This is a genomic window from Streptomyces rectiverticillatus (assembly GCF_013394065.1).
GTDB classification, from domain to species: Bacteria; Actinomycetota; Actinomycetes; order Streptomycetales; family Streptomycetaceae; genus Streptomyces; species Streptomyces rectiverticillatus.
Genome location: NZ_CP040752.1, coordinates 1,856,626 through 1,870,869, shown reverse-complemented (window position 1 = coordinate 1,870,869; position 14,244 = coordinate 1,856,626). Strand labels below are relative to the sequence as shown.

The 14,244-nt window shown below is 71.2% G+C and carries 15 protein-coding genes; 10 read left to right on the top strand and 5 right to left on the bottom strand.

Annotated features, from left to right (window positions below; all coding sequences use genetic code 11):
* Positions 1-37: 37 nt before the first annotated feature.
* On the bottom strand, positions 38-841 hold the full coding sequence (locus FGW37_RS07930; protein WP_179080415.1) for an ABC transporter permease: 804 nt from the start codon (positions 839-841) through the stop codon (positions 38-40).
* Positions 838-1,797 carry an ABC transporter ATP-binding protein gene (locus tag FGW37_RS07925; RefSeq protein ID WP_179080414.1) on the bottom strand — a complete coding sequence of 320 codons (960 nt, stop codon included), beginning with the start codon at positions 1,795-1,797 and terminating at the stop codon, positions 838-840. The genes FGW37_RS07930 and FGW37_RS07925 overlap by 4 nt, the downstream gene beginning before the upstream one ends.
* 192 nt (positions 1,798-1,989) lie before the next feature.
* Between FGW37_RS07925 and FGW37_RS07920 the strand changes: the two genes are divergently transcribed.
* The 8 genes from FGW37_RS07920 to FGW37_RS07885 all read left to right on the top strand — a co-directional run bounded on the left by FGW37_RS07920 (position 1,990) and on the right by FGW37_RS07885 (position 8,663).
* A complete protein-coding gene (locus tag FGW37_RS07920) occupies positions 1,990-2,799 on the top strand; it encodes a helix-turn-helix transcriptional regulator (protein ID WP_179080413.1) in 810 nt (269 codons plus the stop codon).
* Positions 2,796-4,217: a Fe-S cluster assembly protein SufB gene (sufB, locus tag FGW37_RS07915; protein WP_179080412.1), complete on the top strand. Its 1,422-nt coding sequence runs from the start codon at positions 2,796-2,798 to the stop codon at positions 4,215-4,217. The genes FGW37_RS07920 and sufB overlap by 4 nt, the downstream gene beginning before the upstream one ends.
* A 92-nt stretch (positions 4,218-4,309) precedes the next feature.
* The gene (gene sufD / locus FGW37_RS07910; RefSeq protein WP_179080411.1) at positions 4,310-5,491 is read left to right on the top strand and encodes a Fe-S cluster assembly protein SufD; all 1,182 of its coding nucleotides are present in this window, start codon (positions 4,310-4,312) and stop codon (positions 5,489-5,491) included.
* Positions 5,488-5,814, top strand: coding sequence for a non-heme iron oxygenase ferredoxin subunit (locus tag FGW37_RS07905; protein WP_179080410.1), 327 nt, complete (start codon positions 5,488-5,490; stop codon positions 5,812-5,814). Before sufD ends, FGW37_RS07905 begins: the two co-directional genes overlap by 4 nt.
* Positions 5,815-5,821: 7 nt before the next feature.
* On the top strand, positions 5,822-6,589 hold the full coding sequence (gene sufC / locus FGW37_RS07900; RefSeq protein WP_179080409.1) for a Fe-S cluster assembly ATPase SufC: 768 nt from the start codon (positions 5,822-5,824) through the stop codon (positions 6,587-6,589).
* Positions 6,586-7,842 carry a cysteine desulfurase gene (locus tag FGW37_RS07895; protein WP_179080408.1) on the top strand — a complete coding sequence of 419 codons (1,257 nt, stop codon included), beginning with the start codon at positions 6,586-6,588 and terminating at the stop codon, positions 7,840-7,842. The genes sufC and FGW37_RS07895 overlap by 4 nt, the downstream gene beginning before the upstream one ends.
* Before the next feature lie 12 nt (positions 7,843-7,854).
* Entirely contained in the window at positions 7,855-8,328 is a 474-nt protein-coding gene (gene sufU / locus FGW37_RS07890) for a Fe-S cluster assembly sulfur transfer protein SufU (RefSeq protein ID WP_179080407.1), read from the top strand.
* The gene (locus FGW37_RS07885; protein WP_058044949.1) at positions 8,325-8,663 is read left to right on the top strand and encodes a metal-sulfur cluster assembly factor; all 339 of its coding nucleotides are present in this window, start codon (positions 8,325-8,327) and stop codon (positions 8,661-8,663) included. Before sufU ends, FGW37_RS07885 begins: the two co-directional genes overlap by 4 nt.
* Before the next feature lie 63 nt (positions 8,664-8,726).
* Here FGW37_RS07885 and FGW37_RS07880 read toward each other — a convergent pair whose 3' ends face one another.
* Entirely contained in the window at positions 8,727-9,722 is a 996-nt protein-coding gene (locus tag FGW37_RS07880) for an agmatine deiminase family protein (protein ID WP_246430307.1), read from the bottom strand.
* A 134-nt stretch (positions 9,723-9,856) separates the two neighbouring features.
* On the opposite strand from FGW37_RS07880, the gene FGW37_RS07875 reads away from it, so the two are divergent.
* Positions 9,857-10,105 (top strand): TetR/AcrR family transcriptional regulator, encoded by a 249-nt coding sequence (locus tag FGW37_RS07875; protein WP_425506488.1) that lies wholly within the window; start codon positions 9,857-9,859, stop codon positions 10,103-10,105.
* Positions 10,106-10,218: 113 nt separating this feature from the next.
* A complete protein-coding gene (dapD, locus tag FGW37_RS07870) occupies positions 10,219-11,208 on the top strand; it encodes a 2,3,4,5-tetrahydropyridine-2,6-dicarboxylate N-succinyltransferase (protein ID WP_179080406.1) in 990 nt (329 codons plus the stop codon).
* 78 nt (positions 11,209-11,286) lie between these two features.
* On the opposite strand, the gene dapA is transcribed toward dapD, so the two are convergent.
* Complete coding sequence (dapA, locus tag FGW37_RS07865) at positions 11,287-12,183, bottom strand: 4-hydroxy-tetrahydrodipicolinate synthase (protein ID WP_179080405.1); 897 nt, start codon at positions 12,181-12,183, stop codon at positions 11,287-11,289.
* Positions 12,184-12,253: 70 nt separating this feature from the next.
* Positions 12,254-14,095, bottom strand: coding sequence for an endonuclease/exonuclease/phosphatase family protein (locus tag FGW37_RS07860; RefSeq protein ID WP_179080404.1), 1,842 nt, complete (start codon positions 14,093-14,095; stop codon positions 12,254-12,256).
* Positions 14,096-14,244 lie beyond the last annotated feature (149 nt).

Here is a 14,244-nt window from a genome sequence, read left to right as displayed (position 1 = left end):
GCAGTACGGCGGGTCCCGCCGTAGGCCTCCCTCGCGCTCACTCCCAGCGGAAGAGCTTCGCCGCCGCACCCAGGCCCAGCACCGCCCACACGGCGAGGATGCCGAGGTCGCCCCAGGGCATGCCCGCGCCGTGCTGCAGGACGTCCCGCAGGCCGTCCGAGAGCGCCGAGATCGGCAGCAGCTCCAGTGCCGCCCGCACCCCGCCGGGGAACTTCTCCATCGGCACGATCACCCCGCCGCCGACCAGCAGCAGGAGGAAGACGAGGTTCGCCGCGGCCAGCGTCACCTCGGCCTTGAGCGTGCCGGCCATCAGCAGCCCGAGCCCGGAGAAGGCCGCCGTGCCCAGGACGAGCAGCAGCAGGACCGCGACGGGGTTGCCCTGCGGCGACCAGCCCAGCGAGAAGGCAATCACCGTCAGCAGCACGATCTGCAGCACCTCGGTGACCAGCACTGAGCAGGTCTTCGCCGTCATCAGCGCCCAGCGCGGCAGCGGCGAGGCGCCGAGCCGCTTGAGCACGCCGTAGCGCCGCTCGAAGCCGGTGGCGATGGCCTGGCCGGTGAACGCCGTGGACATCACGGCCAGCGCCAGCACGCCCGGGGCCAGGAAGTCGACGGCCTTGCCTTCACCGCCCGCTGTCTCAGTAGGCACAGCGACGATGTCGACGGCGCTGAAGAGGACCAGCAGCAGGGTGGGGATGACGACCGTCAGCAGCAGCTGCTCGCCGTTGCGCAGCAGCATGCGGGTCTCCAGCGCGGCCTGCGCGCGGATCATCCGGGAGAGGCGTGCGGCGCCGGGCCGCGGGGCGAAGGCCCCGTTGCCCGTCAAGGTCACATCACTCATGCCCGCAGCTCCTTACCGGTCAGCTCCAAGAAGACGTCCTCCAGCGTGTGCCGCTCGACCGCGATGCGGTCCGGCATGACGCCGTTCTGCGCACACCACGTGGTCACCGTGGCGAGCAGCTGCGGGTCGATGCGGCCGCCGACGCGGTACGTGCCCGGGGTGAGCTCCGCCGCCGTCGAGTCGGCGGGCAGGGCCTTCAGGAGCGAGCCGAGGTCCAGGCCTGGCCGGCCGCTGAAGCGCAGGGTGTTCTCCGCGCCGCCCCGGCACAGCTCCTCGGGGCTGCCCTGGGCGATGACCCTGCCGCTGTCGATGATGGCGACGTCGTCGGCCAGGGCCTCGGCCTCGTCCATGTAGTGCGTGGTGAGGACGACGGTGACGCCGTCGGCGCGCAGCTCGCGCACCAGGTCCCAGGTGGCGTGCCGGGCCTGCGGGTCGAGGCCGGCCGTCGGCTCGTCGAGGAAGACCAGCTCGGGGCGGCCGACGACGGCCATGGCGAGCGCGAGGCGCTGCTGCTGGCCGCCGGACAGCCGCCGGTAGGCCGTCCGGCCGCAGCCGCCCAGGCCCAGCCGGTCTATGAGAGAGGGGACGTCGAGGGGGTGGGCGTGCAGGGAGGCGACGTGGCGCAGCATCTCCTCCGCGCGCGCCCCCGCGTACACCCCTCCGCTCTGCAGCATCACGCCGACGCGGGGCCGCAGGGCCGCGGAGTCGGCGACGGGGTCGAGCCCGAGGACGCGGACGGTGCCGGCGTCGGGGCGGCGGTAGCCCTCGCAGGTCTCGATCGTGGTGGTCTTGCCGGCCCCGTTGGGGCCGAGGACGGCGGTGAGGCCGCCGCGGGCGACGGACAGGTCGAGTCCGTCCACCGCGGCCTTGTGTCCGTACCGCTTCACCAGCCCGCGGACCTCGACCGCGGGCGGGCCGGGGGCCTCGGGGGTGTCCCCCGGGAAGACGCTGCGCATGGCGGGAAGTCTACGAAGCCCGGCGTGTCCCCGGATGCCCCGGGGTGGAACCCGTTTCCGGACGGGCGGCCGCGGGCCCGGGCAGACCAAGATCGACGGGTGGCGGTTAGGTAACCCTTAGTGATCGAGGACACCGCCGGGCGGACCGGACCGGGCTTGTCCGCCTCCACGTAATTACGCAACAATGGTGTTGTGAAATACGCGCGCGAGGTCCCGCAGGACCCCGCGGCCAGTCCGGAGGGATCCGTGGCCGCCGGGTCGCAGCAGGCTGCGCCCGTGCCCCCCCGCGCCGACGAGCGCGGTCACGACGAGCAGCGCGGCACCCGCAATCGCGTCGCCCGTTCCATCCTCGACCACGGTCCGTCCACCGCGGGTGAGCTGGCCGTGCGCCTGGAGCTCACCCAGGCCGCCGTCCGCCGCCACCTCGACACCCTCGTCGCCGAGGGTGTCGTCGAGCCCCGCGAGAAGCGGGTCTACGGCGCGCGCGGCCGCGGCCGCCCCGCCAAGGCCTTCGCCCTGACCGACTGCGGCCGGGACGCCTTCGACCAGGCCTACGACCAGCTCGCCGGGGACGCCCTGCGCTGGATCGCGCAGGCCGCCGGGGGCGGGGAGATGGGCGAGGCCGCCGTCGCCGCCTTCGCCCGGGCCCGCATGGCCGCCCAGGCCGAGGGCTACCGCAAGGCGCTCGAGGCCACCGCACCCGAGTCGCGTACCGAGGCCCTTGCCAGGGCATTGACCGCGGACGGGTACGCTGCTACGGCGCGTAGCGCGCCGGTCGGCGAACAGCTTTGCCAGCACCACTGCCCGGTCGCCCATGTCGCCGAGCAGTTCCCGCAGCTGTGCGAGGCGGAGACCGAGGTCTTCTCCCGCCTGCTCGGGACTCATGTGCAGCGTCTTGCCACCATCGCCCACGGCGACGGGGTGTGCACGACGTTCATCCCGAAGAGCAAGACCAAGACCACCACAGCATCCGCCAGCACGGCCGGGAGGAACCCCGCATGACTCTCCCCACGGAGACTGCCCACCCTGAGCTCGAAGGCCTGGGCACGTACGAATACGGCTGGGCCGACTCCGACGTGGCCGGTGCCGCAGCCAAGCGCGGCCTCTCCGAGGAAGTCGTCCGCGACATCTCGGCCAAGAAGTCCGAGCCGGAGTGGATGCTCAAGCTGCGTCTGAAGGGCCTGAAGCTCTTCGACAAGAAGCCCATGCCGACCTGGGGCTCCGACCTCTCCGGCATCGACTTCGACAACATCAAGTACTTCGTCCGCTCCACCGAGAAGCAGGCCGCCACCTGGGAGGACCTGCCGGAGGACATCAAGAACACCTACGACAAGCTGGGCATCCCGGAGGCCGAGAAGCAGCGCCTCGTCGCCGGTGTCGCCGCGCAGTACGAGTCGGAGGTCGTCTACCACCAGATCCGTGAGGACCTGGAGGCCCAGGGCGTCATCTTCCTGGACACCGACACGGCCCTGAAGGAGCACCCCGAGCTCTTCCAGGAGTACTTCGGCACGGTCATCCCCGTCGGCGACAACAAGTTCGCCTCGCTGAACACCGCCGTGTGGTCCGGCGGCTCCTTCATCTACGTCCCGAAGGGTGTCCACGTCGACATCCCGCTGCAGGCCTACTTCCGTATCAACACGGAGAACATGGGCCAGTTCGAGCGGACGCTGATCATCGTCGACGAGGACGCCTACGTCCACTACGTCGAGGGCTGCACCGCCCCGATCTACTCCTCGGACTCGCTGCACAGCGCCGTCGTGGAGATCATCGTCAAGAAGGGCGGCCGCTGCCGCTACACGACCATCCAGAACTGGTCGAACAACGTCTACAACCTGGTCACCAAGCGCGCCGTGGCCTACGAGGGCGCGACCATGGAGTGGGTCGACGGCAACATCGGCTCCAAGGTGACGATGAAGTACCCGGCCGTCTACCTGATGGGCGAGCACGCCAAGGGCGAGACGCTCTCCATCGCCTTCTCCGGCGAGGGCCAGCACCAGGACGCCGGCGCCAAGATGGTCCACATGGCGCCGAACACCTCCTCCAACATCGTCTCCAAGTCGGTGGCGCGAGGCGGCGGCCGCACCTCCTACCGCGGTCTGATCGAGATCGGCGAGGGCGCCCACGGCTCCAAGTCGAACGTGCTCTGCGACGCCCTGCTCGTGGACACCATCTCCCGCTCGGACACCTACCCCTACGTCGACGTCCGCGAGGACGACGTCTCCATGGGCCACGAGGCGACCGTCTCCAAGGTCAGCGACGACCAGCTCTTCTACCTGATGAGCCGCGGCCTGTCCGAGGACGAGGCGATGGCGATGATCGTGCGCGGCTTCGTCGAGCCGATCGCCCGGGAGCTGCCCATGGAGTACGCGCTGGAGCTCAACCGGCTGATCGAGCTGCAGATGGAAGGCGCCGTCGGCTGATCCTCCCCCGCCCCCGACGGCAGGGGAGGGGCACGGACGCCCCGACCGCAGCAGCGAACCCTTTGTGACAGGAAGAGAGCACGACGACAGCCATGGCTGACAACACCCCCGCCGGCAGCACGACCGACGGCGCCATCCAGGTGGGCGGGCCCCGGCAGCCCATCGACGCGCGCGTGAGCGCCCCCGCCTCGTACGACGTGGCGGACTTCCCCGTGCCGCACGGCCGCGAGGAGGAGTGGCGCTTCACTCCGCTGGAGCGCCTGCGCGGTCTGCACGACGGCACCGCCGTTGCGAACGGCGGCGGCGTCAAGGTCGAGGTCAGCGCCCCCGCGGGCGTCACCGTCGAGACCGTCGGCCGTGACGACGCCCGCCTCGGCCGCTCCGGCAAGCCGGTCGACCGCGTCGCCGCCCAGGCCTACACCTCCTTCGAGAAGGCCTCGGTCGTCTCGATCCCCAAGGACACCGTGCTCACCGAGCCCGTCACGATCTCCGTGCAGGGCGAGGGCGGCGTGGCCTTCGGCCACCAGGTGATCGAGGTCGGCGCCTTCGCCGAGGCCGTCGTCGTCCTCGACCACACCGGTGACACCACGCTCGCCGCCAACGTCGAGTTCCTCGTCGGCGACGGCGCCAAGCTCACCGTCGTCTCCGTCCAGGACTGGGACGCCACCGCGGTGCACGCCGCCCAGCACACCGCGCTGGTCGGCCGCGACGCCTCCTTCAAGTCCGTGATCGTCACCTTCGGCGGCGACCTGGTCCGCCTCCACCCCCGGGTCGTCTACGGCGCCCCCGGCGGCGAGGCCGAGCTCTACGGTCTGTACTTCACGGACAAGGGCCAGCACCAGGAGCACCGCCTCTTCGTCGACCACGACACCCCGCACTGCCGCAGCAACGTCGCCTACAAGGGCGCGCTGCAGGGCAAGGACGCCCACGCCGTCTGGATCGGCGACGTCCTCATCCGCGCGGAGGCCGAGGGCACCGACACCTACGAGCTCAACCGCAACCTCGTCCTCACCGACGGTGCCCGCGTCGACTCCGTGCCCAACCTGGAGATCGAGACCGGCGAGATCGTCGGCGCCGGCCACGCCTCGGCGACCGGCCGCTTCGACGACGAGCAGCTGTTCTACCTGATGGCCCGCGGCATCCCGGCCGAGGAGGCCCGCCGTCTGGTGGTCCGCGGCTTCTTCGCCGAGCTGGTCCAGCAGATCGGCATCCCGGAACTCGAGGAGCGCCTCATCGCCAAGATCGAGGCCGAGCTGGAGGCGTCGGTGGCATGAGCGAGAGCCCGTACATCCGCGCGGCCGCGCTGAGCGAGCTGGAGGAGGACACTCCCAAGCGGGTCGAGATCGACGGCGTCCCCGTCTCCCTCGTCCGCACGGAGGGAGAGGTCTTCGCCATCAACGACATCTGCTCGCACGCGAACGTCTCGCTCTCCGAGGGCGAGGTGGAGGACTGCGCCATCGAGTGCTGGCTGCACGGCTCCAGCTTCGACCTGCGCACCGGCAAGCCCTCCGGCCTGCCCGCCACGCGCCCCGTCCCCGTATACCCCGTCAAGATCGAAGGGGACGACGTGCTCGTCTCCGTCACCCAGGAGTCCTGAGTTCCCCATGGCAACGCTTGAGATCCACGACCTGCACGTCTCCGTCGAAGCCGAGAACGGCCCGCGCGAGATCCTCAAGGGCGTCGACCTGACCGTGAAGCAGGGCGAGACCCACGCCATCATGGGCCCCAACGGCTCCGGCAAGTCGACCCTGGCGTACTCCCTCGCGGGTCACCCCAAGTACACGATCACCGGCGGCACCGTCACCCTCGACGGCGAGGACGTCCTGGAGATGTCCGTCGACGAGCGCGCCCGCGCCGGCGTCTTCCTCGCCATGCAGTACCCCGTCGAGGTGCCCGGCGTCTCGGTCTCCAACTTCCTGCGCACCTCCGCCACCGCCATCCGCGGCGAGGCCCCCAAGCTGCGCACCTGGGTGAAGGAGGTCAAGGAGGCCATGGAGCGCCTCAACATGGACCCCGCCTTCGCCGAGCGCAACGTCAACGAGGGCTTCTCCGGCGGTGAGAAGAAGCGTCACGAGATCCTCCAGCTCGAGCTCCTCAAGCCGAAGATCGCGATCCTCGACGAGACCGACTCCGGCCTCGACGTCGACGCCCTGCGCCAGGTCTCCGAGGGCGTCAACCGCGTCCGCGAGACCGGTGAGGTCGGCACCCTGCTGATCACGCACTACACGCGCATCCTGCGCTACATCAAGCCGGACTTCGTCCACGTCTTCTCGGCCGGCCGCATCGTCGAGTCCGGCGGCGCCGAGCTCGCCGACAAGCTCGAGGCCGAGGGCTACGAGGCCTACCAGACGAAGGGTGGCGTAACCGCGTGACCATACTGCCGGGCCTCCTCGACACCGAGGCGATTCGCAAGGACTTCCCCATCCTGGACCGCACGGTCCACGACGGTAAGAAGATCGTCTACCTGGACTCCGCGGCCACCTCCCAGAAGCCGCGCCAGGTGCTCGACGCGCTCAACGCGTACTACGAGCGGCACAACGCCAACGTCCACCGCGGCGTCTACACCATCGCCGAGGAGGCCACGGCGCTGTACGAGGGCGCGCGCGACAAGGTCGCCGCCTTCATCAACGCCCCCAGCCGCGACGAGGTGATCTTCACCAAGAACGCCTCCGAGTCGCTCAACCTCGTGGCCAACATGCTCGGCTGGGCCGACGAGCCCTACCGGGTCGACCACGACACCGAGATCGTCATCACCGAGATGGAGCACCACTCCAACATCGTTCCGTGGCAGCTGCTCTCGCAGCGCACCGGCGCGAAGCTGAAGTGGTTCGGCCTCACCGACGACGGCCGGCTCGACCTGTCCGACATCGACGAGATCATCACCGAGAAGACCAAGGTCGTCTCGTTCGTGCTGGTCTCCAACATCATGGGCACCGTCAACCCCGTCGAGACCATCGTCCGGCGCGCCCAGGAGGTCGGTGCGCTCGTCGTGATCGACGCCTCCCAGGCCGCCCCGCACATGGTGCTGGACGTCCAGGCCCTCCAGGCCGACTTCGTGGCCTTCACCGGCCACAAGATGTGCGGCCCGACGGGCATCGGCGTCCTGTGGGGCCGCCAGGAGCTGCTGGAGGACCTCCCGCCGTTCCTCGGCGGCGGCGAGATGATCGAGACCGTCTCGATGCACTCCTCCACCTACGCCCCCGCGCCGCACAAGTTCGAGGCCGGTACGCCCCCGATCGCCCAGGCCGTCGGCCTCGGCGCCGCGGTGGACTACCTGTCGGCGATCGGCATGGAGAACATCGCCCGGCACGAGCACGCCATCACGCAGTACGCCGTCCGCCGCCTCCAGGAGGTGCCGGACCTGCGCATCATCGGCCCCACCACGGCCGAGGACCGCGGCGCCACGATCTCCTTCACACTCGGTGACATCCACCCGCACGACGTGGGCCAGGTCCTCGACGAGCAGGGCATCGCGGTGCGCGTCGGCCACCACTGCGCCCGGCCCGTCTGCCTGCGGTACGGAATTCCTGCCACCACGCGGGCGTCGTTCTATCTGTACTCCACCCCCGGTGAGGTCGACGCCTTGATCGAGGGTCTGGAGCACGTCCGGAACTTCTTCGGCTGAGAGCTGCTGACTGTGAAGCTTGATTCGATGTACCAGGACGTCATCCTGGACCACTACAAGCACCCGCACGGCCGGGGCTTGCGGGACGGCGACGCCGAGGTGCACCACGTCAACCCGACCTGTGGCGACGAGATCACGCTGCGGGTGCGCATGGCCGGCGAAACCATCGAGGACGTCTCGTACGAGGGCCAGGGCTGCTCCATCAGCCAGGCCAGCGCCTCCGTGCTCAACGAGCTGCTGGTCGGCAAGGAGCTGGAGCAGGCGCAGAAGATCCAGGAGACCTTCCTGGAGCTGATGCAGTCCAAGGGCCGCATCGAGCCGGACGACGCGATGGAGGAGGTGCTGGAGGACGCGGTCGCGTTCGCCGGCGTCTCCAAGTATCCGGCGCGCGTGAAATGTGCTCTGCTGAGCTGGATGGCGTGGAAGGACGCGACCGCCCAGGCAATGGGCGAAGGCCGCGAAAACACAGCAAGGAAGACCGCATGAGTGACAACGCAGAGGTGACCACCAAGCCGGCCACGGAGGAAGAGGTTCGCGAGGCCCTCTACGACGTGGTCGACCCCGAGCTGGGCATCGACGTCGTCAACCTCGGCCTGATCTACGGCATCCACATCGACGACGCCAACATCGCCACCCTCGACATGACCTTGACGTCCGCGGCCTGCCCGCTGACCGACGTCATCGAGGACCAGGCGAAGTCGGCCACCGAGGGCATCGTCAACGAGCTCCGGATCAACTGGGTCTGGATGCCGCCGTGGGGCCCGGACAAGATCACGGACGAGGGCCGCGAGCAGCTCCGGGCACTCGGCTTCAACGTCTGAGCCGCACCCCGTACCAGCTGTACGACCCCGTACGACAGCAGCAGCCCGCTCCCTGACCCCCGGTCAGAGGGCGGGCTGCTGCTGTGTGGCGCAGTGGATGCCGCCGCCGCCCTCCGCCAGGTCGTGGATCTCGACCTGGCGGACGGTGCGGCCGGGGTGGAGGTCGCGCAGGAGGGACGCCGCGTGGTCGTCGGCGCGGCGGTCGCCGAAGCGGGGGACGATCACGGCGCCGTTCGCCACGTAGTAATTGGCGTAGCAGCCGAGGAAGTCCGCGCCGCGCTTGCCCAGGGCGGCCGGGTCCGGTTCGGGGAGGTCCACGATCTCCAGGGGCCGGCCTGCGGCGTCCGTGGCCGCTTCCAGGGCGGCGCGCGCCTGCTCGTACACGCGCGTCCAGACGTCCGGCTGCGCCCCGGGCGGCGGGCTGCTCAGCAGGACCGTGCCGGGGGCGGCGAAGCGGGCGAGGGCGTCGACGTGGCAGTCGGTGACGTCCTCGCCGCGGACGCCCTCCAGCCAGATCACCTTGCGGGCGCCGAGCAGCTCCACGAGGGCCTTTTCGATGTCGTCGCGCGAGCGCCCCGGGTTGCGGTTGTCGTTCACCAGCGAGCTCTCGGTGACCAGGAGCGTGCCCGCGCCGTCGGTCTCCAGCGAGCCGCCCTCGGCGACGATCGGCGCCTCGATGCGGGGCACCCCGAAGGCCTCCAGCACCCGGCGCGCGACCAGGCCGTCCCGGGGGTGCTCCTGCTTGCCGCCCCAGCCGTTGAAGCCGAAGTCGACGCCCGCGGCCGCCCCGTCGGGGCCGGTGACGAAGACGGGGCCGGAGTCGCGCAGCCAGAGGTCGTCGACGGGCAGCGGCACGACCTCGACGCCCCCGCCGCACGCCTGCCGCGCCGCCGCGGCGTCCCCGGGCGCCGCGAGCAGCACCACGGGCTCGTACTCCGCGATCGTCCGGGCGATCGCGGCGACGTCCTCGCGGACCGCGGCGGTGTACGGGCCCCAGACGGGACCGGCCGGCGGCCAGCCCATGAAGGTGCGCAGATGGGGCTGCGATTCGGCGGACATCTGATGCATCGTCGGGATTCCTCGGAGTTGCTCGGAGTTGCTCGGACAGGCTGCGGCCATGGCTTCTTCGCTCACGGCTTCTTCGGTCTACATCATGCGGTCCCTCGTGGTCCGGACCTCCGTGCCGGACATCGATGCGTACGACCGTACGCATCCTCGCCGCCTGGGAGCGGGCCGTCGACCCCGGCCTGCCCCTCGCCGAGGAGCTGGGTCGGCTGGTCGGCGAGTCGCTCACCGGGGACCGCAGGCGCCTGGAGCTGGAGTACGAGCTTTACCTTGCCGCGTTGCGCCGCCCGGCCGTGCGGCCCATCGCCGCGGAGTGCGTGGACGAGATGCTGGCGGTCCGGGCGCCGGCCGCGGTGACCGGCGGGCCGGCCCGGTGACCGGTAAGGGCTGTCACGGCCGGTGACCGGCAGCGGCCGTCCGGCCCGGCGCGCGGCCGCCGCGGGCGCGACCGGTTCGCCTTGAGAGGGCCGGTCCGGTTAGGTTTTCGAGCATGACCGATGCTGTTGCCTCCCGTACCACCGGCGCCGTCGCCGCCGGCCTTGCCACGATCACCGAGGACGGGACCGTCCTCGACACCTGGTTCCCCGCCCCGGAGCTCACCGAGGACGCCGGCCCGGCCGGCACCGAGCGGCTGAGCGCCGAGCGCGCCGCCGAGCTGCTCGGCGCGAACGCCCTCAAGGCCGTCGGCCCGGACCCGCGCCGGGGCGTCGAGGTCGTGGCCGTCCGTACGGTCATCGCCTCGCTGGACGACAAGCCGCTCGACGCGCACGATGCCTACCTGCGCCTGCACCTGCTCTCCCACCGCCTGGTCAAGCCGCACGGCCAGAACCTGGACGGCATCTTCGGCCTGCTCGCCAACGTCGCCTGGACCTCGCTCGGCCCCGTCGCCGTCGGCCGCGTCGAGACCACGCGCCTGGCCGCCCGCGCCGAGGGCCTGCACCTGCAGGTGACCAGCATCGACAAGTTCCCGCGGATGACGGACTACGTCGCCCCGTCCGGCGTGCGCATCGCCGACGCCGACCGCGTCCGCCTCGGCGCCTACATCGGCTCCGGCACCACCGTCATGCACGAGGGCTTCGTCAACTTCAACGCCGGCACGCTGGGCACCTCCATGGTCGAGGGCCGCATCAGCGCGGGCGTCGTCGTCGGCGACGGCACCGACATCGGCGGCGGCGCCTCCACCATGGGCACGCTCTCCGGCGGCGGCAAGCAGATCATCTCCATCGGCGAGCGCTGCCTGCTCGGCGCCGAGTCGGGCATCGGCATCGCGCTCGGCGACGAGTGCGTCGTCGAGGCCGGTCTGTACGTCACGGCCGGCACCCGCGTGACCCTGCCGGACGGCGAGATCGTCAAGGCGCTGACCCTGTCGGGCGCGGACAACATCCTCTTCCGCCGCAACTCCACGACGGGCGCCGTCGAGGCCCGCCCCTACAAGAGCACCTGGGGCGGCCTGAACGAGATCCTGCACAGCCACAACTGATCCCCGCGCGGCGGCCGCACTCGCGGCCTTGCCCGCGCACGCACGAGCGCCCTCCCCAGGCACGACCGGCCGGGCCCGCTAGAGGCCCAGTTCCGCGTACGCCTTGAGGAGGGCCTCGGTGCGTTCGGGGCTTGCCGTGCGCAGCGGCGGGCGGACCGGGCCGGCGGGGTGGCCGAGCGCGTTCAGCAGGGCCTTCGCCGTGACCGTGCCGGGGAGGCCGGAGGCCATCATCAGTTCGGTCAGGGGCAGTACCCGCTGGTGCAGACGGGTGGCCTCCGCCGGGGTGCCGCGGTCGAAGGCGTCCAGGGCCGCGGCCAGCAGCGGGCCCGCGACGTTGGCGACCGTGCTGACGTAGCCGGTCGCGCCCACGGCGCGCAGCGGAAGGTTGAGCTCCTCGGAGCCCGAGTAGTACGCCAGGTCCGTGGCCGCGATGACCTTCGCGCTGCCCAGCAGGTCGTAGGCGCAGTCCTTGACCCCGGCGATGCGCGGGTGCTCGGCCAGGCGCAGCATGGTGCCGGGCTCGATGCGGGTGGCGGTGCGGCCCGGGATGTCGTAGAGCATCACGGGCAGTCCGGTCCCGTCGGCCACGGTCAGGAAGTGCTCGGCGATGTCCTCCTGCGGCGGCCGGCTGTAGTAGGGGGTCACTACGAGCACCCCGTGCGCGCCTGCCGCCTCGGCGGCCCGGGCCAGCTCCACGGTGTGCCGGGTGTCGGCCGAGCCGACGCCCGCCGTGATGCGCGCCCGGTCGCCGACGGCCTCGGCCACGGCCCGCACGAGCGCGCTCTTCTCCGCGTCGCCGGTGGTCGGCGACTCCCCGGTGGTGCCGTTGAGGACGAGGCCGTCGCAGCCGCCGTCCCCGACGAGGCGGTCGGCGAGGGCCTGGGCGCCGTCGAGGTCGAGCTCTCCCTCCGGGGTGAAGGGGGTGACCATCGCGCAGACGGTACGGCCGAAGGGGCTGGTGGGAATGGGCGTCATGGACGCGATTCTCGGCCCCTCCGACCGTACAGGTCTATTTAATTGTTCTCGTCCCTACCGGTAAGGATCGCTACGGCTTCCAGCGCAGCACCTGCGGGTCGTGGTCACTCGCCTGGTCGGCGAACTCCGCGTTGATGTGCACGATGTCGTAGTCCACGCGGCGCACGTGAGGGCTGGTCAGGATGTGGTCCAGCACCTGGGAGTTGCCCTGGTAGACGTAGCCGTAGCGCTCGTTGCGCGGCAGCCGGTCGACCTGGTCGGTCAGCGCCTTGCCCGCGGTGAGGGTCTTCACGGCGGACGAGAACTGGAAGTCGTTCAGGTCGCCAGCGACGATGACGTTCGCGTGCCGGTCGGCCGCCAGCAGCTGCTTGACGAAGGCGTTCACCGCCTTGGCCTGCTCGTGGCGCTGCACCTCCGACGGGCGGGCCGGGGGCTGGAAGCGGCTGTCGACGCCCTGGTCGCCGCCCTTGGAGTTGAAGTGGTTCGCGATGACGAAGACCCGCTCGCCCCGGAAGGTGAACTGGCCCGCGAGGGGCTTGCGGCTGTTCGCCCACGCGGCGTTGCCGGGGTCGATGCGGCCGGGCGAGGCGGTCAGCGCGGCCTTGCCGCCTGCGCGGACGGCCTTGACGGCGGTGGTGGAGTCGCCGCCGGGGGTGTCGGTGAAGGAGACCCGGGCGGGGTTGAAGAGGAAAGCGGTGCGGATGTTGCCGCCCGGCTGGCCGCCGTCCTGACCGTTGACGGGGCTGATCTGCCGCCACTCGTACGCCGGGCCGCCGGCCGCCTTGATGGCGTCCGTGAGCTTCCGCAGCGTGTGGCCGGCGTCCACGGTGCCGTCGTCGGTGGTGCCGTTGTCGTCCTGGACCTCCTCCAGGGCGACGATGTCGGGCGCGGCGAGGTTGGCGACCAGTGCGGCCGCCAGCCGGTCGAACTTCGCCTGCGGCGTCTTGGGGGAGAGGTTCTCCACGTTGTACGTGGCGACCGCGAGCTCGTCGCTGCGCTGCTTGCGCGTCGTCTCGCGCTTCAGGCCGCGGTCGGTGAGCTTGCCGAGCTCGGTGGCCTGCAGCGTGTAGCCGCCGAAGTTGTCGTAGTCCAGCGGGCCGGCCGTGGTGCCGGTCAGCTCGTCGCCGACGTTCGCGACGGGGAAGGGGCGCTGGGCGAAGGGGATCAGCGAGACCACCTTGACCCGGCCGGCGTTCGGGTCGGCGTAGGAGCCGTAGAGGGTGCCGCCGCGGGCGGTGCGGTTGTGGCGCGGCTCGGCGGTGACCCACAGGTCCTTGTGCTCGCTGGTCGCGCCGACGACGGGGGCGTCCTGCACGGAGACGCGCATGCCCTCCAGCGACTCGTAGCGGTCCAGGGCGTACGAGCCCGGCCGCAGCGCGAGCTTCTCGACGGAGCCGCCGCGCGCGTCCGGGGCGTAGCGTCCGGGGATCTGCGACGGGCGCAGCTTGACCGGGGCGGGCAGGGCGTTGCCGGACGAGCGCACCGTCCACGTGGCCTTGGTGAGCTGGGTGACCGACTGCAGGCCGGCCTTCTCGCCGCCCGGGTAGTACTCGGTGACGGTGGCGGAGACGGTCACGGCGTCGCCCACGGCGACGGACGGCGCGGTGGAGCCGGTGAAGACGAAGACGCCCTCGCTCGTCGCGTCGTTGCGGTCCGGGCGCGTGTCCTGGATCCAGAAGCCGCGGGAGGAGCCGAAGGCGCGCACGGCCGTGACGACGCCGGGTACGTCCGACACCTGCTGTCCGGCGAGCGGGGACACCCGGGTGGTGCCCTGGATGTCGTGGATGCGCAGGCCCTCGGCGTTCGCCTGCTGCGGGGCGGCGAGCAGCCCCGCGGCGAGCGCGGCGGCGACGAGGGAGCCGAGGGCCGCGGGTCTGCGCAGGGAGCGGCGGGCGGACGGGCGAGCGGGCACGGGTGCCTCCGGTGGGAATACGAGGGGGGTATGACGTGGAGGAATCGTCGTTGACGCGATCCTGACGATCTCTACGCGCGTCAATGTCTTGCGAGCCCGGGGAAGTTGTCAAGGTTCCGTGGGTAACCGTCAGCCGAATGTCCGCCGGC